General features: G+C 60.9%; 24 protein-coding genes and 5 pseudogenes. 18 read left to right on the top strand and 11 right to left on the bottom strand.

Annotation, left to right across the window (positions count from 1 at the left end; translation table 11 throughout):
* The first annotated feature begins 13 nt into the window (after positions 1–13).
* Positions 14–253: a hypothetical protein gene (locus tag ACQR1E_RS22630; protein ID WP_434897578.1), complete on the top strand. Its 240-nt coding sequence runs from the start codon at positions 14–16 to the stop codon at positions 251–253.
* A 310-nt stretch (positions 254–563) separates the two neighbouring features.
* Here ACQR1E_RS22630 and ACQR1E_RS22625 read toward each other — a convergent pair whose 3' ends face one another.
* The gene (locus ACQR1E_RS22625) at positions 564–1,865 is read right to left on the bottom strand and encodes an integrase arm-type DNA-binding domain-containing protein (protein WP_434897577.1); all 1,302 of its coding nucleotides are present in this window, start codon (positions 1,863–1,865) and stop codon (positions 564–566) included.
* Positions 1,866–2,258: 393 nt separating this feature from the next.
* Here ACQR1E_RS22625 and ACQR1E_RS22620 point away from each other — a divergent pair.
* The 3 genes and pseudogenes from ACQR1E_RS22620 to ACQR1E_RS22610 form a co-directional block, all read left to right on the top strand.
* Positions 2,259–2,384 (top strand): annotated as a pseudogene (locus ACQR1E_RS22620) (replication initiator protein A); the annotation flags it as partial.
* Positions 2,378–2,626: pseudogene (locus tag ACQR1E_RS22615) on the top strand (DUF2840 domain-containing protein); the annotation flags it as partial. The pseudogenes ACQR1E_RS22620 and ACQR1E_RS22615, both read left to right, overlap by 7 nt.
* Positions 2,623–3,063 (top strand): hypothetical protein, encoded by a 441-nt coding sequence (locus ACQR1E_RS22610; protein WP_315802188.1) that lies wholly within the window; start codon positions 2,623–2,625, stop codon positions 3,061–3,063. The pseudogene ACQR1E_RS22615 and the gene ACQR1E_RS22610, both read left to right, overlap by 4 nt.
* A 258-nt stretch (positions 3,064–3,321) precedes the next feature.
* Here the strand turns inward: ACQR1E_RS22610 and tnpC are convergent, their stop codons facing one another.
* The 4 genes from tnpC to ACQR1E_RS22590 all read right to left on the bottom strand — a co-directional run bounded on the left by tnpC (position 3,322) and on the right by ACQR1E_RS22590 (position 6,573).
* The gene (gene tnpC / locus ACQR1E_RS22605; protein WP_315802189.1) at positions 3,322–4,848 is read right to left on the bottom strand and encodes an IS66 family transposase; all 1,527 of its coding nucleotides are present in this window, start codon (positions 4,846–4,848) and stop codon (positions 3,322–3,324) included.
* A 68-nt stretch (positions 4,849–4,916) separates the two neighbouring features.
* Positions 4,917–5,267: an IS66 family insertion sequence element accessory protein TnpB gene (gene tnpB, locus ACQR1E_RS22600; protein WP_434897602.1), complete on the bottom strand. Its 351-nt coding sequence runs from the start codon at positions 5,265–5,267 to the stop codon at positions 4,917–4,919.
* Positions 5,267–6,163 carry an IS66-like element accessory protein TnpA gene (tnpA, locus tag ACQR1E_RS22595; protein ID WP_434897576.1) on the bottom strand — a complete coding sequence of 299 codons (897 nt, stop codon included), beginning with the start codon at positions 6,161–6,163 and terminating at the stop codon, positions 5,267–5,269. Before tnpA ends, tnpB begins: the two co-directional genes overlap by 1 nt.
* A 152-nt stretch (positions 6,164–6,315) precedes the next feature.
* On the bottom strand, positions 6,316–6,573 hold the full coding sequence (locus tag ACQR1E_RS22590; protein ID WP_434897575.1) for a hypothetical protein: 258 nt from the start codon (positions 6,571–6,573) through the stop codon (positions 6,316–6,318).
* Here ACQR1E_RS22590 and ACQR1E_RS22585 point away from each other — a divergent pair.
* The 3 pseudogenes from ACQR1E_RS22585 to ACQR1E_RS22575 form a co-directional block, all read left to right on the top strand.
* Positions 6,466–7,358, top strand: a pseudogene (locus ACQR1E_RS22585) (type VI secretion protein); the annotation flags it as partial. The gene ACQR1E_RS22590 and the pseudogene ACQR1E_RS22585 sit on opposite strands and share 108 nt — an antisense overlap.
* A 61-nt stretch (positions 7,359–7,419) precedes the next feature.
* Positions 7,420–7,632, top strand: a pseudogene (locus ACQR1E_RS22580) (conjugal transfer protein TraG); the annotation flags it as partial.
* Positions 7,628–7,870: pseudogene (locus ACQR1E_RS22575) on the top strand (SOS response-associated peptidase); the annotation flags it as partial. The pseudogenes ACQR1E_RS22580 and ACQR1E_RS22575, both read left to right, overlap by 5 nt.
* Before the next feature lie 19 nt (positions 7,871–7,889).
* Here ACQR1E_RS22575 and ACQR1E_RS22570 read toward each other — a convergent pair.
* Both ACQR1E_RS22570 and ACQR1E_RS22565 read right to left on the bottom strand, forming a co-directional pair.
* Positions 7,890–8,840: a nucleotidyl transferase AbiEii/AbiGii toxin family protein gene (locus tag ACQR1E_RS22570; protein ID WP_315802193.1), complete on the bottom strand. Its 951-nt coding sequence runs from the start codon at positions 8,838–8,840 to the stop codon at positions 7,890–7,892.
* The gene (locus tag ACQR1E_RS22565; protein ID WP_315802194.1) at positions 8,830–9,423 is read right to left on the bottom strand and encodes a DUF6088 family protein; all 594 of its coding nucleotides are present in this window, start codon (positions 9,421–9,423) and stop codon (positions 8,830–8,832) included. The genes ACQR1E_RS22570 and ACQR1E_RS22565 overlap by 11 nt, the downstream gene beginning before the upstream one ends.
* Before the next feature lie 303 nt (positions 9,424–9,726).
* On the opposite strand from ACQR1E_RS22565, the gene ACQR1E_RS22560 reads away from it, so the two are divergent.
* Positions 9,727–9,981: a hypothetical protein gene (locus ACQR1E_RS22560; RefSeq protein WP_315802195.1), complete on the top strand. Its 255-nt coding sequence runs from the start codon at positions 9,727–9,729 to the stop codon at positions 9,979–9,981.
* Between the two features lie 2 nt (positions 9,982–9,983).
* On the opposite strand, the gene ACQR1E_RS22555 is transcribed toward ACQR1E_RS22560, so the two are convergent.
* On the bottom strand, positions 9,984–10,250 hold the full coding sequence (locus ACQR1E_RS22555; RefSeq protein ID WP_315802196.1) for a hypothetical protein: 267 nt from the start codon (positions 10,248–10,250) through the stop codon (positions 9,984–9,986).
* A 619-nt stretch (positions 10,251–10,869) separates the two neighbouring features.
* Entirely contained in the window at positions 10,870–11,253 is a 384-nt protein-coding gene (locus ACQR1E_RS22550; protein ID WP_315802197.1) for a hypothetical protein, read from the bottom strand.
* 182 nt (positions 11,254–11,435) lie between these two features.
* On the opposite strand from ACQR1E_RS22550, the gene ACQR1E_RS22545 reads away from it, so the two are divergent.
* From ACQR1E_RS22545 to ACQR1E_RS22500, 10 genes are all read left to right on the top strand, one after another.
* Positions 11,436–12,113 carry a type 1 glutamine amidotransferase domain-containing protein gene (locus ACQR1E_RS22545; RefSeq protein WP_315802198.1) on the top strand — a complete coding sequence of 226 codons (678 nt, stop codon included), beginning with the start codon at positions 11,436–11,438 and terminating at the stop codon, positions 12,111–12,113.
* Positions 12,114–12,160: 47 nt separating this feature from the next.
* Positions 12,161–12,451 carry a putative quinol monooxygenase gene (locus tag ACQR1E_RS22540; RefSeq protein WP_250171844.1) on the top strand — a complete coding sequence of 97 codons (291 nt, stop codon included), beginning with the start codon at positions 12,161–12,163 and terminating at the stop codon, positions 12,449–12,451.
* Positions 12,452–12,650: 199 nt separating this feature from the next.
* The gene (locus tag ACQR1E_RS22535; protein WP_434897574.1) at positions 12,651–13,643 is read left to right on the top strand and encodes an alpha/beta fold hydrolase; all 993 of its coding nucleotides are present in this window, start codon (positions 12,651–12,653) and stop codon (positions 13,641–13,643) included.
* 111 nt (positions 13,644–13,754) lie between these two features.
* Positions 13,755–14,465, top strand: a complete 711-nt coding sequence (locus ACQR1E_RS22530; protein WP_315802532.1) for an alpha/beta fold hydrolase — start codon at positions 13,755–13,757, stop codon at positions 14,463–14,465.
* 293 nt (positions 14,466–14,758) lie between these two features.
* On the top strand, positions 14,759–15,907 hold the full coding sequence (locus ACQR1E_RS22525) for an efflux RND transporter periplasmic adaptor subunit (RefSeq protein ID WP_315802533.1): 1,149 nt from the start codon (positions 14,759–14,761) through the stop codon (positions 15,905–15,907).
* The gene (locus ACQR1E_RS22520) at positions 15,904–19,071 is read left to right on the top strand and encodes an efflux RND transporter permease subunit (protein ID WP_315802200.1); all 3,168 of its coding nucleotides are present in this window, start codon (positions 15,904–15,906) and stop codon (positions 19,069–19,071) included. The genes ACQR1E_RS22525 and ACQR1E_RS22520 overlap by 4 nt, the downstream gene beginning before the upstream one ends.
* Positions 19,072–19,331: 260 nt before the next feature.
* On the top strand, positions 19,332–20,081 hold the full coding sequence (locus tag ACQR1E_RS22515) for an SDR family oxidoreductase (RefSeq protein ID WP_315802201.1): 750 nt from the start codon (positions 19,332–19,334) through the stop codon (positions 20,079–20,081).
* A gap of 134 nt (positions 20,082–20,215) precedes the next feature.
* Entirely contained in the window at positions 20,216–21,472 is a 1,257-nt protein-coding gene (gene soxC / locus ACQR1E_RS22510; protein WP_315802202.1) for a sulfite dehydrogenase, read from the top strand.
* A complete protein-coding gene (locus tag ACQR1E_RS22505) occupies positions 21,459–21,992 on the top strand; it encodes a c-type cytochrome (RefSeq protein WP_434897573.1) in 534 nt (177 codons plus the stop codon). Before soxC ends, ACQR1E_RS22505 begins: the two co-directional genes overlap by 14 nt.
* A gap of 106 nt (positions 21,993–22,098) precedes the next feature.
* Positions 22,099–22,503, top strand: a complete 405-nt coding sequence (locus tag ACQR1E_RS22500) for a DUF302 domain-containing protein (RefSeq protein ID WP_250171837.1) — start codon at positions 22,099–22,101, stop codon at positions 22,501–22,503.
* Between the two features lie 64 nt (positions 22,504–22,567).
* Here ACQR1E_RS22500 and ACQR1E_RS22495 read toward each other — a convergent pair whose 3' ends face one another.
* Both ACQR1E_RS22495 and ACQR1E_RS22490 read right to left on the bottom strand, forming a co-directional pair.
* On the bottom strand, positions 22,568–22,939 hold the full coding sequence (locus ACQR1E_RS22495; protein ID WP_250171836.1) for a YidH family protein: 372 nt from the start codon (positions 22,937–22,939) through the stop codon (positions 22,568–22,570).
* Positions 22,936–23,277, bottom strand: a complete 342-nt coding sequence (locus ACQR1E_RS22490) for a hypothetical protein (protein ID WP_315802204.1) — start codon at positions 23,275–23,277, stop codon at positions 22,936–22,938. Before ACQR1E_RS22490 ends, ACQR1E_RS22495 begins: the two co-directional genes overlap by 4 nt.
* Between the last annotated feature and the right edge of the window lie 7 nt (positions 23,278–23,284).

Below are 23,284 nucleotides of genomic sequence, written 5' to 3'. Positions count from 1 at the left end.
ATGTGGTCGATATGTGGAGATCACGATCGACCAAGCTTCGGTTTGCGGAGACGCGGTGATCGCCGTCCATGCCCATCCGGGCGGGTTCTTTGCCTTCTCTGGTGCGGACGACAAGAGCGACCGTGTTCTGATGAAATCCATCCGGCACGGCCCCGACCGGACGGCAGGCTCGTCGATCATGATCCCAAGTGGGGTGATGCGGGCGCGCGGTCTTATGACGGCGACCGTGTCGGGCCGGTCGACCTCGTGCTGAAGGCCGGAGTCGACATTGCGACATGGTCGGAGCATGAAGCGACAAAACATCCCATGGCGGTTACCGGAGACATTGCTTGGCGCCTCAGCGTTTACATCATTGGCGTGTTAGGGACCGGCTCGATCGTCGCCGAGCAACTGGCCTGCCGCAGTGTCTGCGAGATCAATCTTATCGTAAGCTTCCGGTATCGTCGCCAACTCTGCTCACGCGCACCGCGCAACCGTAGTACCTGAACGCGGGGGCGGAGAACGGAGTTTGGGGACAGAGAGCACTCGTCAGGGAGGGAAACCGGCAATCCACAGCTTGCACTCTATGCAGCTGCCGATATCGTCTCAGACTTCACTCCTGCTTCAGTATGATCAGCGATCCCCGCGATACTCGCGCTTCTAAGCCATCGCGCCAACGACGTATCACCCCTCACTTCGAGGGCATTCACAACCAGATCTGATATTCTTTGCTGCTGCTGGCGCAGGTGGTCCCTCAATAGCCGATCACGTGTGATGTACCCGGCGTTCACGCCGGGTAGCGAATGGTTCATCAGCAGATGAATATCGAGCTCTGAAACACCTACCGCTTGCGCGAGCGTGCGGTAGCTCTGCCGCAGATCGTTGCCCCATTTGGGGAGGACATTTCTATCCTCCTTGTGCTCGACGAGATGTCCTTGTTCGCTATCGGCTGGAAACAACCAAGAATACCCTCCCTCGGGATACATGATCCGACCCCACCTGATCGCGCGGATGATGCAGCGGACCATGGGCCGCGAGAGCGGAATATCGAACGCCTTCTCCTCACCACCTTTGGGCTTCGGGATGTGGATGAGCCGTCCTCGCAAATCGATGTGCTCAAACCGGACCGCTTTGAGCGCTGTTGGTCGTGATCCGCTAAGAAGTGTCAGAAGGTGAAATTCGCGCCTTAAAGGGTTATCCAGTGCGCGAAGCTCGTTTAGCCAAACACCGATGTCGTTCGGTCCCATACCCGTATTGCGTCGGTGCTCCTTGTTCCAATCGATCGCGGAAACTGGATTAGCGGCAGGAAGGTTGGGGTTACCTTTCCGGGCGTGGTTGTAGACGGCTCGCAGACTACGTAGAGCTCCATTGGCAATGTATGGGCCATTTTCCTTCGTGATCTTGTCGTGGCGTTCAATAACTAGGTTTGGCTGCCGGCCAAGCCTCGCCAATGGATTGTCGAGCCAGTCCTTGAACAACCGCTCCATGTGATCTTGATAATTTCCAATGGTACCCGAGCTTCGACCCTTGCGTTCCATATGCGCATCTCGATAGCGCTCCCAGGCCTGCCGAAGCGTTATCGAGCCTCGGCTAATCGTCGGAGCTTCGCCAGGACGTTGGCCCTTGGCGATCGACCCGAGTGCTTCCTTGGCTCCGGCTCGCGCTTGTCGCGTGGTTATGTCGCCAAATTCACCGAGCTTTACCTGGGCCGTGAATTCACGAACGCCGTCGCGCCAGAACTCACCCTGGGCCATGAATGTCTTCCGACGCTTGCCGACGAGGACGAAAAATCCCGGTAGCTCGCTGTCGCGCACCTTGTATTGCTTCTCTCCCGCGGAAAGACGCGCAATGCTCTTATCGGTGAGAATCTCGCGTTGGTCAGCCATGGGTACTTTCACCAATTTTAGTCTGGGTTTAGTCTGGGGAAGTCATGGATGAGAATCATCGAGGTCGAATTACGCCAGACTGCGCCATGATACGAAAACGCATGACCGATCAGTATCTTATTGCGTGGGCGAGAGTGTGGCGAGGCACCGCCGCGCGCAGTCGGAAAGCGCCAAATTCATACTACGAATCTGAGGGTCGGACGTTCGAATCGTTCCGGGCGCGCCATTCAAATCAAGCACTTAGCCAAAATCACCGTTTGAGTTTCGAAAACTAAAACGGTTTCTCAAACGGTTTTGGTGGGCCGCGTGTACGGCTGTGGACCGTGCCGTTCCTCGTGTCGCCCGAAGACCTCGGCGAACGGATCGGCAAGCGCGGTCTTGCGACAGCTGCCAAGGTATCTCGACCGCCTGCAATCGACGACCGTGCTGACGTCGATCCGCCAGCCGACCGAGCGGCGGCGGCACCGATTCTCCTGGATCAATGAGTGGAAGGAGACCGCGGATGCGCATGGAAAGCCTGCGCAACTGTGCCCTTCGTCGGTCCTGGAGCAGCCATTCTGCTGCAGGTTTTCGGCTGGCCGAAGGTCGAACGCGTGCTGCAGCACATCGATGCGATCGAGGCAGTCGGCATCGACCCAGTGGATGTCGCACCGGATCATTGGCGGCACGTTCAGAATCGCTTCACGGCCAATGAACCGCCGCGGGCATACACGCTGTTACGGCACCGCGCCTGGCTGCATCGCCGGAGCATCATGCCATGAGACGGCACCTCTCCATCGCTCTGGCCATGCTCTCCGGTATTGCGCTTTTGCTCGGAAAAAGTGCGCTCGATCCGCGGCCGCGCTTCATCTGGAATGAAAGCGTGCCGATCGGGCTCTATGCCGTGCAGCCGGTCAGCCAGTGGTTCGTCACCGAGCTGGTGGCTATTCGGCTTCAAGCGCCGCTGGCAACGTTCCTCGCCGCTGTCGGCTACTTGCCAGTCGGCGTGCCGATGCTGAAGCGGATCCTTGCCCTTTCCGGCCAAACCGTCTGCCGCCGCGAACTCGCGATCATTATGGATGCGGTTCAGACCGCAGATGTGGCGTTTGCGGCCGTCGTACAGCTCATGATGGATTGCGCGTCGAACGACAGAGTTTTCCTCCCGTTCAGGCTCCTTGTTTGCGAGAATTCGGCAGCTCATGGCGCCAGTTGGACATGAATTTATTGTCGGCCTGGCGTCGATTGGCGAACCCCGCCGCGACATTTTCCGTGCCGGCCCGCCGGACTTCGGGGTGGCTGTCGGCCTGCCGTTCTGTCGCTCATCCGTGACCCCAAACGTTCTCGGCTTGTTTCCCGATCGCCGTTTCTTCTCCAGACTCGCCCTGAGTACGACGGGAAGCGCTGAATTACGAGCTAATAAGCGGGAAAGGACTGAGCCGGAAGGGGGCGACGTAAGCGTCCGGCCGCTGCACATGCCTCAGGTCTTGACATGATCAGCCAGCGTCCAGCTCCACGGCAGCAAAGCGTCGAGGCGGTTGACGGGATGGCCGTCGATTATCCGCTGCAGGACGTCTCGCAGATAGGCGTAGGGCTCGACGTCGTTCAGCTTGCACGTCGTGATGAGCGAGCTGACGACCGCCCAGCGTTGGCCGCCACCATCGCTGCCGGCGAACAGGTGGTTCTTGCGGCCGAGGGTGACGGGGCGGATGGCGCGCTCGACCGGATTGGTGTCGAGCTCGACGCGGCCATCGTTCAGGAAGCGAGTCAGGCCGTGCCAGCGCGAGAGCGCATAGCGGGTCGCTTCAGCGAGCGTGCTGCGGCCGGAGACCAGGCGTAGCTGCGCATCGAGCCAGACGTTCAGCGCGTCGACGATCGGTTTGGAGAAGGTCCTGCGTTCGGCAAGACGGTAGTCAGGCGATCGGCCGCGGATGCGCGCCTCGATCGCATAGAGCTCGCCGATCCGGCGCAGGGCTTCTGTTGCCACGGGAGACGCGGTGGCTTCGGCCACATCGTAGAACTTGGGTCGCGAGTGGCTCCAACACGCCGCGAGCGTGATGTCCTCTTTGTTGGCCAATTGCTCGAAGCCAGCGTATCCGTCGACATGCAGGATCCTCTTGAAGGCGGCCAGATGTGCGACTGGACGTTCGGCTTTGCGGTCCGGCGCGAACAGATAGATGGCCGCCGGAGGTTCGGGTCCGCTCCAGGGCCGTTGCTCGCGCGCGTACACCCAGAGCCGTCCCGTTTTTGTTCGTCCGCGTCCAGGATCAAGCACTGGGATCGGCGTGTCATCGGCAAAGAGATGGTTGGAGGCGAACACGTTCTTGCACAGCCGTTCGTGCAAAGCCTCGAGCCACCAGCACGCGCCGCCAACCCAGCCTGCGAGCGTCGAGCGGCAGAGATCGGCGCCATGACGGCCGAAGATCTGCGACTGCCGATAGAGCGGAAGATGGTCGCAGTACTTGCTGATCAGCACGTGCGCGAGCAGCGCTGGCGTCGCCAGACCGCCAGCGATCAACCGCTCGGGCGCGCCGGCTTGCACGACCTTGTTGCAGGCGCGGCAGGCGTATTTGGGTCTGGTCGTGCGCACGACGCGAAGCTGCGCCGGGACCCAATCCAGCATCTCGCTGACGCTCTCGCCGATCAGATGGAGAGCACCGCCACAGCAGCCGCAGACCGGGTCTTGCACGTCAAGCAGAACGTCTTCGCGTGGCAGATGATCGGGCAGCGGACGGCGTCGCGGCGAAGAGTCGACTTCCGGTGTGATCTTCGGCTGCGCTTCCTCGACGCGGCCGATGTCGCTGTCGAGATCCTCCAGACCGAGTGCAAGCTGGTCGGGATCGATGCGCTCGGAGCTACGGCCGAACTGCATTCGCTGCAGCTGTTTGATGATGGATTTGAGCCGCTGGATCTCAGTATCGCGGTGATGGATGGCGGCCGCGATGTCGCGCACCAGGCGCTGCAGAAGCTCAGGATCGGAGGGGAGATTGGTGAGATCGAGCTGCATGTCCGATGGTACTCGAACACGTTGATTCGTAGAAGAATCGCACTCAGTTCGGCACTACATTTTTCAGATCATCCTGCAATTGCAGGCTTCCAGACGCGCTCTGGCGCGCGCCAGTCGATGCCTTCGATCAGCATCGCGAGCTGCGCTGGCGTGAGCGTGATCGAGCCATCATAACCCGCCATCACCGGCCACACGAAGCCGCCTTGGTCGATGCGTTTGGTGAACAGACAAAGCCCGTTTCCGTCCCAGAACAGGACCGTCAAGATCGATGCCTTCTTGCCGCGGAAGGCAAACAGATGACCGGAGAACGGATCCTTCTTCAGCGTTTCCTGGACCAGCATTGCAAGGCCGTCCATGCCCTTGCGCATGTCGGTGTAGCCGAGTGCCAGGTGCACTTTCACGCCTGCAGGAACGAACATCATTGTGCGGCCTCTTTGCTCTCGATCTGCGCTCGCACGGCATCCGGATCGCTGCCGGCGGGAGCGAAGACGCGCCGTCCATCTTGGAGGTCGACGGCCATCATGCCCTCCGGCGGACGTACGAGATCGCGCAGGGCGCGTGCGGCGGGCATGTCGTCGGGCAGCACGACATGGGCGAGCCTGGAGCGCTTCTTTTGCGCGATGCCGAACTGCGCGCGCCAGCGGAACAGCAGCCCGGTGACGATGCCGTGCTTGCGCGCAACGGCAGAGACCTTGGCGCCTGGTAGCTCGGTTTCCTTGGCGATCGCGAGCTTTTCCTCGTCGCTGAAGAAGCGGCGGGCTGGCATTTTTGGCGCGGTCGGATCGCCGATCTCGGCGGCTGTCAAGCGGCGTTCGGGCTGTGAGTTCCTAGCACTAGTGCTAACGGCGGGACGGACGGAGGGATGAAGATGGGCACGCCAGTCGATCGTGACCTCGCCGGCGGCCAGTCGGTCGCGCCATTTGCGCAGCGAATGCGGCGACAGCTGCATCGCCGAGGCGTAGGCGCGGAGCTCCATTCCGCTCCAGTTCAGTGCCTCGACATGCATCGCCCAGAATGCCTGGGACGCCCGATTGCGCACATCCGAGGTGACCGTGAACCTGCGCTGCTTCTGCTTTCGGAGCGCCTTTTCCCGCTCTTCCTGGGCGCGCTCGCGGCGCAATTCCGTCTGATATTTCTCGAGCTTAAGCGCAGTCTCGTTGCCGGCCAGCCGCTTCAGCCAACGCCGCAGAGTGTTCTCGGTCAGGCGTTGTTGCTGGCAGTATTTGCGGATCCCGAGACCGCTCCGACGCCACGCTTCAATGTGCAGCGACCACCATTCGCGGCGCGCTCTGTTCTCGAAATGTTTGGATCCCACCGGAGATTCTCCACAGCAGCAGAGAGCCCGAAATGGAACGACAACACACGAGGGGGAAGGTGTGCAGGGACCGGACGCTTACAGCTCAGCCAGGGGTGGCAAGATAAAAGCGGCTCGCCGGTTGAACGCCAAGCCATTGACATGGCTTGCGTTCAACCGTGCCGGTCGGTCGGAGCGCGTGCCGCGTTCTGTGTTTTCAGTAACGAGATCAATGTTGTTTTCGGCACTGTAGCTGCGATCACTTCGATGAGGCGCCGCGCAAGAACACGAGCGAGTGCGAGTTCCGCATCCGTCCAGGGCGCATTCGTCAGGGGCATAGCGCGAAGGCGAAGAGCTTCATCAACCGCGTGCTGCGCGCCGCGAATGCAGCGGGCCATGTCGCTCCCTTGTCGGTGATCAATGGACGCCATGCGGTGCGGGCTCATTCGACCTTCGGCCGGGGCCGGCTCAGCTTCAGTCGTGAGCGCCTGTTCGCCCTGGCGCGCCGCGTCACAGTCAAGGCGCGCACCGCGAGGCACAAGGGCCGTGCGTTCCGGTCAGCGCCTCTGGCGGCGCATCTGGCCTACCTCAAGCGGGACGGGGTCACCCGCAATGGTGAGCGGCACGGATGTTCGATGCCGCGAGTGATCAGGCGGATGAAGCCGGCTTCGAGGCGCGGGGCAGGGGCGACCGGCATCATTTCCGGTTCATCGTCTCGCCCGATGACGCGGCCGATATGGTGGACCTCAGGGCCTTCGCCCGCGACCTGATGCGGCAGATGGAGGCCGATCTGTCGACGCGGCTGGAGTGGATCGCGGTCGACCATTGGAACACGGATAGCCCGCACATCCATGTGCTGGTCCGCGGCGTCGAAGAGACGGGCGCGGATCTCGTCATTTCCCGTAATCATATCAGCCGAGGCCTGCGCTCTCGCGCCGAGGATCTGGTCGCGCTCGAGCTCGGGCCGAAGCCGGAGCACGAGATCCGCAACGCGCTGGAGAAGGAGATCTCGGCCGATCGCTGGACGCGGCTCGATCGCGAGATCCGGATGGCGGCCGACGAGGTCGGTGCCATCGATCTTCGTCAAGACGCGCCCGGTCTTCCGGATCGGCAAGTCGTCGGACTGATGCGAGGGCGTCTGCAATATCTCGAGCGCCTGGGGCTCGCGACTGGGGCCGGCCCGAACGAGTGGATGGTCGAGCTCGGGGCCGAGCGGCATCGAGTGGCAGCTTGGTCGCAAGCGCGATCTCGGCCTCTAGTCCAATCGGGAGGGATACATGCCTGCGACCAGGATCCTGTGGGGCCAAGTCCTTGCCGTCGCCTTGATCGTGCTGCTCGCGATCTGGGGCGCGACCGAATGGACGGCCTGGCGGCTTGCATTTCAGCCGCGACTAGGGCCGCCGTGGTTCCGCCTTGCGGGATGGCCGGTCTATTGGCCGCCGGCGTTCTTCTGGTGGTGGTTCGTCTATGACGCCTACGCGCCAGCAGTCGAAGCCGATTCCGGGGCCGCACCTCAGCTATGGATTTTTGACCAGCGAGCCGAACGCCGTCGTGGCGCCGATCCATCCCAAGGCAATGCCAGTGATCCTGACGACAGCCGAAGAGCGCGAGGTCTGGTTACGCGCACCTTGGGATGAAGCCAAAGCTCTACAGCGCCCGTTGCCTGATGATGCGCTCAAGATCGTGATGCAAGGAGCCGATAAAGAAGATAGGGCGGCTGCGAGCTAAGATGCCAGCCAAGTGCCGCTCAGAGCTTTTCGCTCCACTTGGTGATCTCAGCCAGTATCTCCTGGAAAGCCGGCTTACCGGCATAATAGAGGGCGCCGCTGCGGTCATAGGCGTCGGCGTAAAGTGACCGCGTTTTGGCGTCGCTCAGCAGAAACGCTTCGTTTTCAGCGATGTTCTGATTGTCTTCCTGGCGGAAGCGCGCCTGCTTGTGGGCTTTGTATTCATCCGTGCCAATGAATTGTTGGACGTCCGGCTGCTTCAGCAACTCGTAGATGTCGTAGTAGTGACGCATGAACTCGACCGGATCGCTTCCATCCACCTGCTGCTTGCGGAATTTCGTCGAGACCGTCTGGAGCTTTTCGACAAACGTATAGCCTGGATCGTAGCAAGGAACAGCCTTGGCGCGATTGTCGATCACATCAACGTCGCGGGCGACGGCATAGTCGTACACCCACGAGCTGATGTCCTTGGGCGTATTGGGCGCAACGGTATCGAAGCCGACTTCCAGAAGTACCCCGTCCCGCAGGCCTTTCAGTGCTTCAACGGTTGTTGTGTAATTCAGCTTGATGCCGGCACTCCGATACTTGGGAACGTCATCAAACTCGGTATCGCGCTCGACTGACGTGACGCCATCTACCTTGATCGTCTTCGCCAGCCAATCGTAAAAGTCCTTTCGCGACTGGATGTGCGCAGGCTTGTCCTGATTCTTTCCGGTCTTCACGTCCTGGTCTCTCGGCGGCTCGATCAGAATATCGATATCTTCCGAAAATCGGCCGATAATCTTGTGTCCCTTTGAGAGCGAGGTGCCGCCCTTGAGCTGGAACGTGAAGGGATGCTGTTGCAACCCATAGAGGCAATGCATGATCCAGTAGTCTTTCTCGACCAGCGCCGGGTCAATCCCCTTCTCTTCCGCCACAATCCGGATCAGATCCGCAAATTGCAGATGATTGTGGAGGAAGTCATGCGGCATGCAATTCCCTCGCTGCTAGCGCACGGTCGAAGAACTTCTTGGCCCGTTCATTCCCATACTCGCGGACTGCGCGGCGAAGCAGCTTCGGATCGGTTTTGGCGGCGTGCTCCGCTACACGTTTGAGAACTTCGTCCTTCGCTTCGGCCAGCTGATCGACATTGTTGACCAGATCGACCAGGAGAAATTCCCGCGTCAGAGACTTGGGAAAGCGCGGCTTCACCCGAAATGCATACTTGCGATTGCCCAGCTGAAACTCGCCGTGGCGCTTGTGATTATAGACGACCGTCTTATCGTAGAGCTGCGTCGTCCCCACGCCGAGACTATTGTAGGCGTTGGGTGATGCCAACAGGAACGTCTTGTCTTTGAGAAAGGCGGCTACGACTTCCTTGTCGGAGGGAGGGGCCGGACCGAACGCAGTTTCCTTTGGATAGACATAGAGCCCGCCGGAAAGCTTCCTGAGCGTCCCGCTCTCCACCAATTCCTTCAGATGCCGGTCAATAGACGACGACCAACGCGCCAGATCGGCGCGCCGGTAGGCCTGACCAGGCTTCAGGTGGCGCTTGAGTTCGTCGAGCTTGCTCATGCCCGCCAATATAGGTCCATTTCGGCCATTTTGCAAGTATTTTCATTGAGAATTCATGCATTTAGTATGCTAACCTATTGATTCATAGAGCTTAATTATACGTTCATTTTTGGCTGACCGGTTATTGAAGGTCTCTCGTCGTTAGCCGGGAGAGGTAATATTGGCTTGCCGTGTTCCAAATAGCGCACGAGCCAGAAACGTAGTTGCACGGGCAAAGGACTGTTGACGCGACCTCACGAGGCATCTATGGGTGGCCCCACAGACCTCGATTTGACATCCACATTGCGTCGGAGAGGGCGCTTAATGTCTTCAACCGAAACCCACTCCCCCGAGCCCGGTGCCGACGATCTAAAGGTTCCCGAAAAGGTCACGCTCCGTCTTGCGCCAGACGCTCGTCTCGCTCTTGAGTGGATAGCAGCCAAGCGCGGCTTGACGCTCGCGGAGGTCGTTCGCCAGGCAATTAGCCACGAGAAGTTTCTTACGGAGGAAATCGATCGCGGCAGTACCATCCTTGTCGAGGGCAAGGATGGTCGCCTAAAGCAGCTCGTCTTCGTTTGATCTCACCGTTGTTTGGATCCGAAATAGAATCCAATCACGGTGCCATAAATCACAAGCAATTCTCTCATCGGAATCGCTTCCCGGATAAGGGGAGCATTCGCGGGTGAAACGAGCACGGCGGCAATTTGGCCGAGGATGCACAGCGCGACCAGCGCTGTGAGGCTGACTGCAAGTCGCTCACGAACAACGCCCGTCCGGCGCTCGACCAGCTTCGGGGTCGTCAGCGGTTTGATGTCGAGAACCGGAATTTGGTCGTCCGACTTGGCCATGGCTCACTCCACTGTCCATGTCTCATCGGATAGTGACATGTTATTTCAGGTGGATGACAAAGAAGAACTGTTGACATCTAACTTGGGTCAATTTGACCCAAAAAAGGGGCTGCGGAGATGGCGATCTTTGACATCCTGGTGTCATGGGAATCAGGCAGCGGCATTTCTGTTATGATTCCTTCTAGACGTGCTTACACGTGCCTGCTTCTTGATGGAGGCTCGATCTTTTTCGGCTGACTGGGTCCCGCAGCGGACTCGCTTCGGGCTAGGCGGGCCCTCTCTTCACCGCGCAAAGTGTGTCTGTACGCATTGTCGATCGCACCCTGGGTGTCATCCGTATTACCGTGCAGCCGCGGCCTGGGCTGGCACGCCCACTGCGAGACATTTGCATTCTTGCACTTCCTCGAGCTGATATCCTTTGATCAGGAGTCTGCCCGATGTCCCATGAACCTCAGCACCAAATCTGGAACCCATGCGGCGAGCGAGTCGATGGCCTCTCGGCCGAACAGCGTGCCGATAAGGAGCGCGCCGACGCGTGGTCTTACTATCTCCGGGGTGGCGGAGGCGATCCTAGCTTCTTCGACCATGAATCATGGCTGAGGATGCAGGAGCGCTCGCGCTAACGTCCGAGCCGAGCCCTCTGCTCACGCCGCTGGTCCTGCTCTTTACGGGTCTCGATCGAATAAGGTCGGAGCGGCGGTTGCGGGCCGGTTGGCCGTGTGCTCAGCAGCAGTTCGGCGCCCTTGAACCCGGCGGCGACGCCCCAACTGCCAATAACAACGACCAGAAGAGTCCAAAGCCAGCCGCCATCGAACGGCCAGGCAAGCCATAAGGCGAGCGCGAGCAGTCCAGCGGAGAGTGCGAGATAGTAGCCCGCCATCACAAACCGGATGGCTGTTACATAGCTTTGCGCGCCGCGATACAAAGTCCGCATCAGGATCTCCATCAATGTCGAATGAACGCCGAACGCCGCAGGGGACGGCGCTCGGCAGTTTTCGGGCATCACATGCGGTCCAATTGGACCGAATTATGCTCTGGCAAGATCGAGGCAAATGCCACTGGGGTCCGGTCCAAATGAGCGCAGGGATTTCACATAATCCCGCAGGATTCGCCAATACGCTTCTGGGGCCCCGGCGATAGTGTTGTTGGGCCGCGTTCCTCATGGAGCCCTCCAGAAAGCCAATCATGACCCAGCACGTCCTGTTTATCGTCAGCAACGCAGCAGTGATCGGCCCACAAAATCGTAAAACGGGCTTCTTCTTCGCGGAGGTTGCGCATCCGTTCGACGTTCTTGATGGGGCAGGCATTGCGGTTGAGTTCGCTTCCTTGAGAGGCGGATGGACGCCCTACGATGCCTACGACGAGAAAGATCCTGCACAAAAGGCCTTCCTAGAAAGCAAGGCTTTTCGTCGCCTCAACCGTAGCCGGAAGCTCGCCGAGGTGGACGCCGCGGACTTTGATGCCATCCTCGTACCAGGCGGTCTTGGACCGATGGTCGATATCCAGCGAAACCATATCGTTCAAGATGCAGTCGTGCGAGCGTGGAGCACAGGAAAACTTGTGACCGCCGTTTGCCACGGTCCGTGCGCGCTTCTCGGAGTCGACCTTGGGGACGGCAAGCCGTTCGTGCAAGGTAGGAAGCTGACATCGTTCTCGAAGAAGGAAGAGTACGATTACGCACGTGAAGATGTTCCGTACGAGCTTGAAGATGCTTTGAGGGCCGAGGGCGCTGAATATACGTCCGCAGCAAACTGGCAGCCGCACGTCGTCGTCGATGAACGCCTGATCACCGGGCAAAATCCCGCATCGGCCGGGCCCCTGGCGAAGGAGCTGCTGGCGGCGCTCAGAAGCAGCCAAGCTTAACCTGCCCGCCTCGGCGGGTCGCAGTCACAAAGAAAGTCGGTTGAACAATGCCGTCAAAGATTACTGCCATTCTGGTCGCCCACCCCGGCAGGAGCCTCGAGCTTAGAGAATTGCTTGTTAGTATGGCGCCACATTGCAGGGCAGAGCCCGGCAATCTTCGTTGGGACATCTGGCGCGACAGTGTGGACGATCATCGTTACGTCCTTGACGAGCTCTATCGAGATGGCGCCGCAGTCGAAGCGCATCGCGCGTCGCAGCATTATCAGGCCTACTTGGCCAAGGTTCCCACTCTGGCCGAACGTACGGCAATCGTCGCGGAAGTCGTGGACGTACGATGATCTCTTTTGGCAGATATTGGCGACGTCGCTTGCCGAGCATGAGTTGCGACAACTCGGCGACTGCCGGCCGGAGATATCACGCAACCAATCTCGCTTCTTTTGCGGATTGCGCAATCAACGGATCAACAGATTCGCCAAGTGATGCCGATCGTATCTGACTATTGCGGAATGAATCGGTTGTACGGCCGAAGGAGCTGCCATGCGTCTTTCTTTCGCGACTGTCATTGCCCTGACGATTGCAGGCGCATCTCCATCGTTCGGAGAGCCCGCGGGGGTGCCCGCTCATGACTGTAATCTGCCAACTGTGGCCTGCGGCGCGGGCGCTTCGACGGTTCATTACCGCGCGGCCGCGATCAATGGCGTAAACATGTTCTACCGGGAAGCTGGGCCAAGCGACGGTCCTGTCGTTCTCCTTCTGCACGGCTTTCCAACGTCATCCCATATGTTCCGCAATTTGATCCCGAAGCTGGCTCACACCTATCATGTCATTGCGCCGGATTATCCCGGCTTCGGGCAGAGCGACATGCCCGAACGCAACCGGTTTTCCTATTCGTTCGCGAACTATGCCGAGATGATCGACGTGTTGCTCGATAAACTCGGCGCAAGACACTACGCCATGTACGTCATGGATTACGGCGCCCCGGTCGGCTATCGCCTCGCCCTCAAGCATCCGGAGCGAGTAACTGGCCTCATCATCCAGAACGGAAATGCCTACGAGGAGGGATTGGGAGAGGCCTGGGAGCCGATCAAGGCGTATTGGAAAGAAGCAACGGACGAGCGAAGAAATGCGCTTTCATTTCTCGTCTCGCTCCAGTCGACGAAGTTTCTGTACACCGATGGCGTGCGCGATCTGACGCGCATCAGTCCCGACAACTGGGTCCACGACCAGGCACTGCTGGATCGTCCAGGCAACAAGGATATTCAGCTCGACCTGCTGTACGACCACGCGACCAACGTCCCGCTTTACCCGGCCTTCCAGGCGTTTTTCCACGAACGTAAGCCGCCCGCTCTGATCGTCTGGGGCAAGAACGACAAGGTCTTCGCTGAGGTAGGCGTGCACGCGTATCTGCGCGATTTGCCAGAAGCAGAGTTGCACATCCTCGACTCCGGCCACTTCGCACTCGAGGACCAACTCGACGTGATGGCGCCGTTGATCAACGACTTTCTCGACCGAACTAACGACCGCCACTGATGCAAGACGTTCGCACGAAGCCGAGGCTGGCTGACTGGTCATGCCGGCCACAACACGAAAGGAATTAAGATGAAGTACCTGGCACCTTTGCTGGCGCTCTCTGCGCTTGCTATGACGTCGACCTCCTCGGGAGCTCAGCAGCAGAAAACGACATCCGTCGTCCTCGTCCACGGAGCGTTCGTCGACGGCTCCGGCTGGCAAGCGGTATACGATATTCTCAAGAAGGACGGCTACGAAGTGCTGGTGGTCCAGAATCCGACTATCACCCTCGAAGGCGACGTCGCCGCGACAGAAGCTGTGATCGCAACAGCCAAATATCCTGTCGTGCTGGTGGGACACTCCTATGGCGGCATGGTGATCACGCAGGCTGGCGAGAATCCGAAGGTCAAAAGCTTGGCGTACCTCGCAGCTTTTGCGCCGGACACTGGCGAATCTGCCGCATCGCTCAATGCATGGCCAGCAGAGCCCGGCGAGGCGAAGGCGCCCCTGCTGCCTCCGGAGAACGGCTATCTCCTGGTCGATCCCGCGAAGTTTCCGACGTCCTTTGCAGCAGATTCCCCCGTGGCGCTCACCGAGTTCATGGCGGTCGCGCAAGTGCCCTGGGGCCTGCAGGCCGTTGAAGCGAAGGTCACGAAGGTGGGCTGGAAGGCGAAGCCAAGCGTCTTCCTGATCCCGTCGAACGACCGCATGATAACCCCGAGCTCGCAAAGAAAGATGGCCAAGCGAAGCGGTGCGCGCGTGGAAGAGATAAGCAGCAGCCATGCAGTGATGCTGTCTCATCCGCGGGAGGTCGCCGCGTTCATCGAGTCTGCCGACCGATAATCGAGGCGGAATACAATATATTTCGGTGCGACCCGCAGCGACTTCTGCTGCGGGTCCTGGTCTGCGGGTACACGCAGCTAAACCGTCAAGCGAATGAAACGATCTCTGGACGACGGCCTTGCTGGATCGAGCTCGCGAAGCGAGTTCCCGACTTCAGGAGCGCTGTCGCGGTATTGAAAGGGCTACCGTGGAGCTGATTGTAGCGATATGCTCGCAATGACGACGTGGAGGGGCAGCTGTTGGGCGGTTCACCGGGGAAAGTGATTAGCGCGAGTAGCAACGGTCTTTGTCCATTGCTCAGGGGCACCTTATTCTTTGTCGTCGCCTCCTCCGTCGTGTTGCTTGCTAGCTGCGACAAACCGCCTGAGCAGGCGGCGGCACCTCCGCCCCCGCCGGTGACGGTGGCTCAGCCGACGAAACGGATGGTCACGGATTGGGACGAATTTACAGGCCGCTTCGACGCAGTGGAACAGGTGCAGATCCGCGCCCGCGTGACCGGTTTTGTGACCAAAGTGGCATTCAAGGACGGCGCTATCGTTAACGTCGGCGACCTGCTCTACGAAATCGATCCGCGCCAGTATCAGGCCGCAGCCGAGCAGGCGCAAGGTCAATTGGCCGACGCCAAGGCGAAGGTGGAACTCGCGCAACGCGAGCTCGAGCGCGCTACGACCTTGATCCGGACCCAGGCCATCTCGGAAAACATCGTTGATCAGCGCAAGCAGTCGTTGGCTGCGGCCGAGGCGGCGACATTGCAGGCGGAAGGCGCGCTGAAACGCGCTGAACTGGACGTCGAATTCACCAAGGTCACGGCTCCGATTGCCGGGCGGATCAGCCGTCATCTGGTGACCGTCGGAAATCTGGTGCAAGGGTCCGAAAGCGGTGCGACCTTGCTCACCTCGATCGTATCGATGAATCCAATCCACGTCTATTTCGACATGGATGAGTCGATCTATCAGCGGAACAGCAGGCTTTGGTTCGAAGGCAAGCGACCAAGCTCTCGCGATACGCCCAATCCTGTACAGATCATCATGGCGGGCGAAACTAAACCGTCCCGCGCGGGCAAGGTGGACTTTCTGGACAACCGTCTGGACGTCGGCACCGGTACACTCCGCGGACGTGCTCTGGTTGACAACGACGATCTGTCGATCCTGCCCGGTCAATTCGCGCGGGTCCGTGTCATCGGCAGCGCGCCCTATGAGGCACTGTTGTTGCCTGACGCCGCCATCGCCACCGATCAGTCGCGCAAGATCGTTTATGTGGTCAAGGATGATGACCTCGTCGAGGCTAAGCCGGTGACGCTCGGCGCGCTCGATGACGGGCTGCGCATTATCAAGCAAGGCCTGAGGCCTGAGGACAGGGTCATCATCGACGGGCTTCAACGTGCCCGCGTGGGCGCCAAGGTGGCGCCGCATGCGGCCAAGGTGGGCGACGCCAAGCCATGAACTTAGGGCGCCTGTCCATCAACCAGCCGATCCTGGCCATGGTCTTGTCGATCGTGCTGCTGATCGTCGGGGTGATCGCTTATCAGACCTTGCCAGTCGCAGAATATCCGCAGGTGGCACCGCCGACCGTCGTGGTCACAGCGCAGTATCCCGGCGCATCGGCGCAGACCGTCTCGGACACGGTGGCAACGCCGATTGAGCAGGAGATCAACGGCGTCGAGGACATGCTGTATCTTTACAGCCAGGCCACCTCGAACGGCCAATTGACCGTCACGGTAACCTTCAAGCTCGGAACCGACCTCGATAAGGCCCAGGTGCTGGTGCAAAACCGCGTCGCCATCGCGCAGCCGCGGTTGCCGGAGGAAGTGCAGCGTACGGGAGTCGTGACTCGCAAGAACAGCCCCGACCTCTTGATGGTCGTATTCATGCTGTCACCGGACGACACTTACGATCAGCTGTATATCTCCAATTATGCGCTTCGCCAGGTGCGCGACCAGCTGCTGCGGCTCGATGGGATAGGGGACATTCAGATTTTCGCTGCACGCGACTATTCCATGCGGCTGTGGCTCGATCCGGACAAAATCGCCAGCCTGGGAATGACGTCCAGCGATGTGTTGGGGGCCATCCGGGCGCAGAACCTGCAGATCGCCGGCGGCCAGATCGCCGAGCCGCCGATTGCCGATCGCGCGTTTCAGCCGAGCCTCACCTTTACTGGGCGGCTCAAGGATGTTGCTGAATTCCAGGACATCGTGCTGAAAGCCGGTGACGATGGCCGCACCGTGAGATTACGTGACGTCGCCCGCGTGGAACTCGGCGCGCTTACCTCCACCACCAACGGTTTTCTGCTGCGGAAACAGGCCGTGGCGCTGCTGGTGTCCCAGCGTCCAGGTTCCAATGCGCTAGCGACCGCAAGGGCGATTTCCAGCACAATGGAGCGGCTGAAGGCGGACTTCCCCAAGGGGCTTGATTACAACATAGGCTACAATCCGACCGAGTTCATCGCGCAGTCGGTATCCGAGCTAATCAAGACCATTTACGAGGCGATGATCTTGGTGGTCATCGTCGTGCTGGTGTTCCTGCAGGGCTGGCGACCCGCGATCATCCCGATCATCGCGATTCCGGTGTCGCTCGTCGGCACTTTTTCGGTGATGGCGGCGCTCGGCTTCTCCATCAACAACTTGACGCTGTTCGGACTCGTGCTCGCGGTCGGCATTGTGGTCGACGACGCTATCGTGGTCGTGGAAAATGTCGAGCGGCATCTCGCGGCGGGGATGCGACGGCGCGACGCGGCGCTTTGTACGATGGAGGAGGTCGGCGGGGCACTGGTTTCGATAGCACTAGTCTTGTGCGCGGTGTTCGTACCGACGGCTTTTCTGGGCGGGATCTCCGGCCAGTTTTTTCAGCAGTTCGCCATCACCATCGCGGTTGCCACCGCGATCTCGTGCTTTTGTTCGCTCACGCTATCGCCGGCTCTGGCGTCGATCATTCTGCAGCCGCATCAGGACAAGCGTTCGCCGGCAAGCTGGAATGTTGTTGCTCGTGGTTGGGGCGGGGCGGCGGCTGCGTTTAATCGCGGCTTTGATCGGTTGTCCGAAGGCTACGGCCTGGCGGCCGCTTTCGTCATCCGGCATTCGGCGCCGATGCTCGTCATCTACATGGCGCTGATCGGTGGTGCCGGTTGGTTGCTCTACACCACACCGCAAGGATTTATTCCGGCGCAGGACCGCGGCTACGTCATCGTCTCGGTGCAGCTGCCCGGCGCCGCCTCGCTTGCGCGCACCACCGAAGTGGTGCGCCAGATCGAGGCCATCGCGCTGGACACTCCGGGCGTCGTGCGGGTGCCGGCGTTAGCGGGGCTGTCTGGCGCAACCAGAACGCAGTCGAGCAACGCCGCCGCTCTGTTTCCGGTGTTCGACGCACCGGAAGCAAGGCTCAAGAAGGGGCTGACGGCGGCCAAGATCACCGCGGAGCTGCGCAAGCGGCTGTCGGTGATCGAAAGTGCATTCATCATTGTGGTGCCACCACCCGCGGTTCCGGGCATCGGTACCGGGGGCGGCTTTGCGATGCGCATCCAGGATCGGCAAGGCCGTGGGCCCGAGATGCTGGCGGCGGCAACCGACGAACTGGTCACCGCCGCTCGGCGGGTGCCCGGACTGACCGCGGTGTTCTCGCCTTTCACGGCCAACACGCCGCAAGTGTTCGTCGAGATCGACCGACAGAAGGCGCAGATGCTAGGGCTGCCGATCCAGAACGTCACCGATACGATCGAGACCTATTTCGGTTCGGCCTATGTCAACGACTTCAACATTCTCGGCCGCACCTATCGTGTCACCGCCCAAGCCGACCTGCCGTTCCGCAAGGATACGACTGATCTCGCCCGGCTACAGACCCGCAACAGGGCCGGCGACATGGTGCTACTTGGCAGTGTGTTGAATCTCACCGACAAGGCGGGACCGGAGCGAGTTTCTCGGTATAATTTGTATCCAGCGTCGGAAGTGCAAGGCGACACGATGCCCGGCACCAGCTCCGCGACCGCGATCAACATCATGCGCAATCTCGCCACTCAGACGCTGCCGAGCGGCTTTTCCTTCGAATGGACCGATTTGTCGTATCAGCAGGCGACGAGCGGGAACGCGGGGCTTTTTGTCTTCCCGATCTGCGTGCTGTTCGTATTTCTGGTTCTGGCGGCGCAATATGGCAGTTGGAGCCTGCCCTTCGCCGTGCTGCTGATCGTGCCGATGTGCCTGCTGGCGGCGACCGTTGGGGTACGCGTTATGGGACAGGACATCAACATCCTGACCCAAATCGGCTTCATCGTGCTGGTGGGACTCGCCGCCAAAAATGCCATCCTTATCGTCGAATTTGCTCGCGATATCGAGCGCGAGGGCGGCGATCGACTGGAGGCGGTGATCGAGGCGTGCCGTTTGCGGCTGCGGCCTATTCTGATGACTTCGTTTGCCTTCATTCTCGGCGTCCTGCCGCTCGTAATTTCGAGTGGCTCGGGTGCCGAAATGCGACAAGCGGTCGGAGTTGCCGTCTTCTTCGGCATGATCGGTGTCACGCTGTTCGGTCTGATTTTCACACCTATTTTTTACATGCTGATCCGACGGCTCTTTCCTGGTTCGGTTGTCATCGCGAGCCGTGATCATGGAGCCAATATCTAGCGCAGGGACTGTAACCTGGTGATGAGCATGCCGGATTCGGATCAATTCCTGCGTCGAACGATCGACCCTCCCCAAAGTCCCAGGTCGGAGAGGCGCTTCCAGATGCTTGCTCGTTTGACGTTGTCCTCGTTGGACGACACGGACATCGGGTGATCGAGACAAAAATCGCAGAAAGGTCCAATCGGCTTTGGACATGTTCCCTTAGCGTCACCGCGCATCGTCGGAGCCGCCTACGGAAGCCGACCGCTCAAGGGTACCACATGAACCGATTGTCAGGGAAAATTGCGCTCGTCACTGGTGGAACCAGCGGCATCGGATTGGCGACCGCAAAGCTGTTTGCGGCGGAAGGCGCGTTCGTCTTCATTTCGGGGAGACGGCCGGCCGAACTCGAGACGGCCGTCGCCGCGATCGGGTCGAACGCCCGGGGAATCCAAGGCGACATCGCGAACCCCGGGGATCTCGATCGTCTGTTCGACGAGATCAAGCGAACCAAGGGGCGGCTGGATGTTCTGTTCGCGAATGCCGGTCTCGGCGAGTTCGCTCCGCTCGGGTCGATCACGGAGGCCCACTTCGACAAGACGTTTGGCGTCAACGTCCGTGGGACCCTGTTCACCGTGCAGAAGGCGCTGCCGCTGATGGGCGAGGGGTCCTCGATCGTGCTGAACGCGTCGATCGCCGCCATCAAGGGCATTCCTGCATTCAGCGTCTATGCCGCGAGCAAGGCCGCGATCAGGTCGTTCGCTCGCGGCTGGAGCGTCGATCTGAGAGATCGAAAGATCCGCGTCAATGTCGTGAGCCCCGGCACGGTACCGACGCCGGCCTACGACAAATTCGGCATGACGGACGACCAGATGGCCGAGTTCCTGAAGGGGCACAGCGATGTGGCGCCGGTCGGACGGGTCGGGCGGCCGAGCGAGATTGCGGAGGCGGTCCTGTTCCTGGCGTCCGACAACAGCTCCTTCGTCAACGGGGCCGAATTGTTCGTGGACGGCGGCGCGGCTCAGGTCTGATCGTGCCGCACGCAGTTCGAGGTCGCCGCAGCGGAATCTTTCCCTCAGGCGATTTCCGTTCGAGGCAAACGCGGAACGCGCCGGGACAAGATGCAGCGGATCCCGGCTCGCTCCGGAGTGAGGAGGACAACGGCATGTCGGAACGACACGGAAGCGACGTCGGGTGGAATCGAAGGAAATTCCTCGCGGCCGCGACGACGGGCCTCGTTGCAAGCACGGCCGCTGCGAGCGCGGCGGCAGAAACGCTCGCGGACGTGCCGGCCCGCGAGCCGGGAGCTGATTTGGGCGCGCTCAGCGCACGGTCGACATACGTGCAGATCGGGCGGATCCCCGAGGCGGGGCCAGGGCGCCGCAACGTCGATCCCGCCGACGCCATCAACTCGAAAGCTCCCCTGCAGAAGCTCGTCGGCGCCATCACGCCGTCCGACCTGCACTACGAGCGCAGTCACGCTGGCGCCCCCGACCTCGACCCGTCCAGGCACCGGCTGCTCGTGCACGGCATGGTCCGCAAACAACTGGTGTTCTCCGTCGACGATCTGAAGGCGATGCCGGCCATCTCCCGCATGGCCTTTCTCGAATGCACCGGCAATGGCTGGGAGAATTGGAAGAAGGCCGACGGCGATCTCACCGTTCAGAACACGCATGGGCTGGTCAGCACCAGCGAATGGACCGGCGTGCCGCTGAAGTTCATTCTGGGGCTGGTGGAGAAGGACACGGCTGCCACCTGGATGCTCGCCGAGGGCGGAGACGCCGCCGCCGTGGCTCGCAGCATTCCGCTCACCCAGGAGATCGTCGATGAGGCGATCATCGCCTACGGGCAGAACGGCGAGCCGATCAGACCGGCGCACGGTTTTCCGATCCGGCTGATCCTGCCCGGCATGGAGGGCAATCTGAACATCAAATGGCTGCGCCGCCTGAAATTCGGCGACCAGCCATGGATGACCCGCTGGGAGACGGCCCGCTACACGCAGCTCCTCGCCAACGGCAAGGCCAGGCAATTCCAGCTGCGGATGGAGACCAACTCGGTCATCACGCAGCCCTCGGGCACCATGCAGATCCGGCCGGGATACAATCGCATTTCGGGACTGGCCTGGAGCGGCCACGGCAGGATCGCCAGGGTGGAGATCAGCACCGACGGCGCGAACAGCTGGCAGGACGCGCAACTGAACCTTCCGGCGCTGCCGAAAGCCCAGACACGCTTCCAGATGGATTGGATCTGGGACGGCAGGCCGACAAAGATCGTCAGCCGCGCGACCGACGACAAGGGCCATGTGCAGCCCGACCGCAACTCCTTCATCGCCACGATGGGGACCAACGCCCTGTTTCACTACAACGCCCAGCAGACCTGGAGCATCGACCAGGCGGGAAGGGTGCAAAATGTCCTGTCGTAGAATGGCGCTGCTGTCGGGCGCGATGGTATCAGCGCTGGTCTCCTCCGCAGTGGCGGCGGACTTCGGCCGCCCCGCGACCCCCGGTGAGATCGCGCTGTGGGACATCGACGTCCGACCTGATGGAAAGGGCCTGCCGCCAGGTAGCGGCACGGTGGCCCGAGGCAAGGACGTTTTCGCGGAGAACTGCGCGTCCTGCCACGGCGACAATGGCGTTGGCGGCATCAAGGATCGGCTGGCTGGCGGGCAGGGGACACTGGCCTCGGCCACGCCCGTGAAAACGGTGGGAAGCTTCTGGCCTTACGCCACGACCCTGTTCGACTACATCCACAGGGCCATGCCCTATCAGGCGCCGGGATCGCTCAGCGTCGACGACACCTACGCGGTGGCCGCCTACATCCTCAGCCTCAACGGGATCCTGCCTCCGGAGGGCCAGCTCGACAATCACTCCCTGCCTGGAACCCGGATGCCCAACCGGGACGGCTTCATCCCGGAACCGGAATTCAGTAGGAGCAGCAAATAGGTTTTCCATGCCGAACGCGACATACCCGCAATTGCGCCGTTCGCGGCCTCATTTGCTCGCAGCAACACTTGTTCTCTTATCAGCCCGCCTCTCAGGAGCAGACGCCATGGCCGCCGAAGGATTGATCAGTCAGAAGAGCCACTACGAGCCGACGGAGACCATGAGGCGGCTCGAGGCCGCGGTGTCCCGGCGAGGCCTGACCATCTTCGCGCGGGTCGATCATGCGGCCGGCGCCGCGGCGGTCGATCTGTCGCTGCGCCCGACCGACCTGCTGATCTTCGGCAATGCCAAGGGCGGCACACCGGTGATGCAGGCGGCGCAGACCGCGGGCATCGACCTGCCGCTGAAGGCGCTGGTCTGGCAGGATGCGGACGGCATCACGTGGCTGTCGTACAATGATCCGGCCTGGATCGCCGCCAGGCACGCCGCAGGCCCGGACGCCAAGGCCGCAGTCGAGGCGATGTCGAAGCTGCTCCAGGGCATTGCAGCCGAGGTCGCGTCGGAGAAGTAGCAGTCCCAACGGCGCCGGCGCAGTGAACACCGCCTCGGTGTCGATCGCGGCTGACCTGGCTGCGTCAGACGTGGGACAAGTACACCAGCAGCGCAATTCCCATCACACTGAGCAGCCCGCCCAGCACGATGTCCATGCGCGAGCCCGGGATCTTTCGCTCCTCGTCGCTGTCGATCATGGTCGCGTTGCGCAGGAAGCGAACGGTCGCGAGGACGAACAGGAGCGTCCCGACGGCGATCGCCGAGGTTCCCGCGATGTTGGCGAATTCGCGCTCCGCCGCACGCGGTGTCGCGGCGCCCGCGGCAAAGCCGGCGGCCTCCAGCATCAGATCGAATCTTTCGATGACAAATCCGAATGCCATCACGGCGATGGCGGTCCGTATCCAGGCCAGGAACGTGCGCTCGTTTGCGGAGTGATCCCGGAAGTTGCGGATCATTTGTTGTCGCCGTCCGTCTCGACAGAGCATTCGGAATCTTGCTCCGTCGTGATGAACACCGCAGGCTCGTCGTAGCCGCGGCGGCTGCTGTAGAACACCAGGCCCATGAGCCCGACTCCGACGGCCAGTGAAGCGACCACGCCCAGGGCCATCGCGACATAGCCTGCGGTCGTCACGTCCGCGCCGCTTCCAAGTGTCCAGCCGAGATAGGCGACGAAGCCTGAGGCTCCCAGCAGCGCGACCAGGATCACGATGATGGTCCAGGATCCCACGCCAAGACGGGCATTCGCCGTCGTGGTTCCGGCGTCAAGAACCGTTTGCCTCTGTGGGTCGCTCATGTCAGTG

This window comes from Bradyrhizobium sp. HKCCYLRH1030 (genome assembly GCF_051168395.1).
Lineage (GTDB): Bacteria > Pseudomonadota > Alphaproteobacteria > Rhizobiales > Xanthobacteraceae > Bradyrhizobium.
Note: the sequence above shows the minus strand (reverse complement) of the source record. Positions and strands in the feature narration are given on the sequence as shown.

Bases quoted from the DNA above. Each gene is read 5' to 3' on its own strand.
- ACQR1E_RS22625 (WP_434897577.1), bottom strand. From the start codon at position 1,865: ATGGCTGACCAACGCGAGATTCTCACCGATAAGAGCATTGCGCGTCTT.
- ACQR1E_RS22610 (WP_315802188.1), top strand. From the start codon at position 2,623: ATGAGACGGCACCTCTCCATCGCTCTGGCCATGCTCTCCGGTATTGCG.
- tnpC (WP_315802189.1), bottom strand. From the start codon at position 4,848: ATGCAGCTCGATCTCACCAATCTCCCCTCCGATCCTGAGCTTCTGCAG.
- tnpB (WP_434897602.1), bottom strand. From the start codon at position 5,267: ATGTTCGTTCCTGCAGGCGTGAAAGTGCACCTGGCACTCGGCTACACC.
- ACQR1E_RS22590 (WP_434897575.1), bottom strand. From the start codon at position 6,573: ATGGCGTCCATTGATCACCGACAAGGGAGCGACATGGCCCGCTGCATT.
- ACQR1E_RS22570 (WP_315802193.1), bottom strand. From the start codon at position 8,840: ATGCCGCATGACTTCCTCCACAATCATCTGCAATTTGCGGATCTGATC.
- ACQR1E_RS22565 (WP_315802194.1), bottom strand. From the start codon at position 9,423: ATGAGCAAGCTCGACGAACTCAAGCGCCACCTGAAGCCTGGTCAGGCC.
- ACQR1E_RS22560 (WP_315802195.1), top strand. From the start codon at position 9,727: ATGTCTTCAACCGAAACCCACTCCCCCGAGCCCGGTGCCGACGATCTA.
- ACQR1E_RS22555 (WP_315802196.1), bottom strand. From the start codon at position 10,250: ATGGCCAAGTCGGACGACCAAATTCCGGTTCTCGACATCAAACCGCTG.
- ACQR1E_RS22550 (WP_315802197.1), bottom strand. From the start codon at position 11,253: ATGCCCGAAAACTGCCGAGCGCCGTCCCCTGCGGCGTTCGGCGTTCAT.
- ACQR1E_RS22545 (WP_315802198.1), top strand. From the start codon at position 11,436: ATGACCCAGCACGTCCTGTTTATCGTCAGCAACGCAGCAGTGATCGGC.
- ACQR1E_RS22540 (WP_250171844.1), top strand. From the start codon at position 12,161: ATGCCGTCAAAGATTACTGCCATTCTGGTCGCCCACCCCGGCAGGAGC.
- ACQR1E_RS22535 (WP_434897574.1), top strand. From the start codon at position 12,651: ATGCGTCTTTCTTTCGCGACTGTCATTGCCCTGACGATTGCAGGCGCA.
- ACQR1E_RS22530 (WP_315802532.1), top strand. From the start codon at position 13,755: ATGACGTCGACCTCCTCGGGAGCTCAGCAGCAGAAAACGACATCCGTC.
- ACQR1E_RS22520 (WP_315802200.1), top strand. From the start codon at position 15,904: ATGAACTTAGGGCGCCTGTCCATCAACCAGCCGATCCTGGCCATGGTC.
- ACQR1E_RS22515 (WP_315802201.1), top strand. From the start codon at position 19,332: ATGAACCGATTGTCAGGGAAAATTGCGCTCGTCACTGGTGGAACCAGC.
- soxC (WP_315802202.1), top strand. From the start codon at position 20,216: ATGTCGGAACGACACGGAAGCGACGTCGGGTGGAATCGAAGGAAATTC.
- ACQR1E_RS22505 (WP_434897573.1), top strand. From the start codon at position 21,459: ATGTCCTGTCGTAGAATGGCGCTGCTGTCGGGCGCGATGGTATCAGCG.
- ACQR1E_RS22500 (WP_250171837.1), top strand. From the start codon at position 22,099: ATGGCCGCCGAAGGATTGATCAGTCAGAAGAGCCACTACGAGCCGACG.
- ACQR1E_RS22495 (WP_250171836.1), bottom strand. From the start codon at position 22,939: ATGATCCGCAACTTCCGGGATCACTCCGCAAACGAGCGCACGTTCCTG.
- ACQR1E_RS22490 (WP_315802204.1), bottom strand. From the start codon at position 23,277: ATGAGCGACCCACAGAGGCAAACGGTTCTTGACGCCGGAACCACGACG.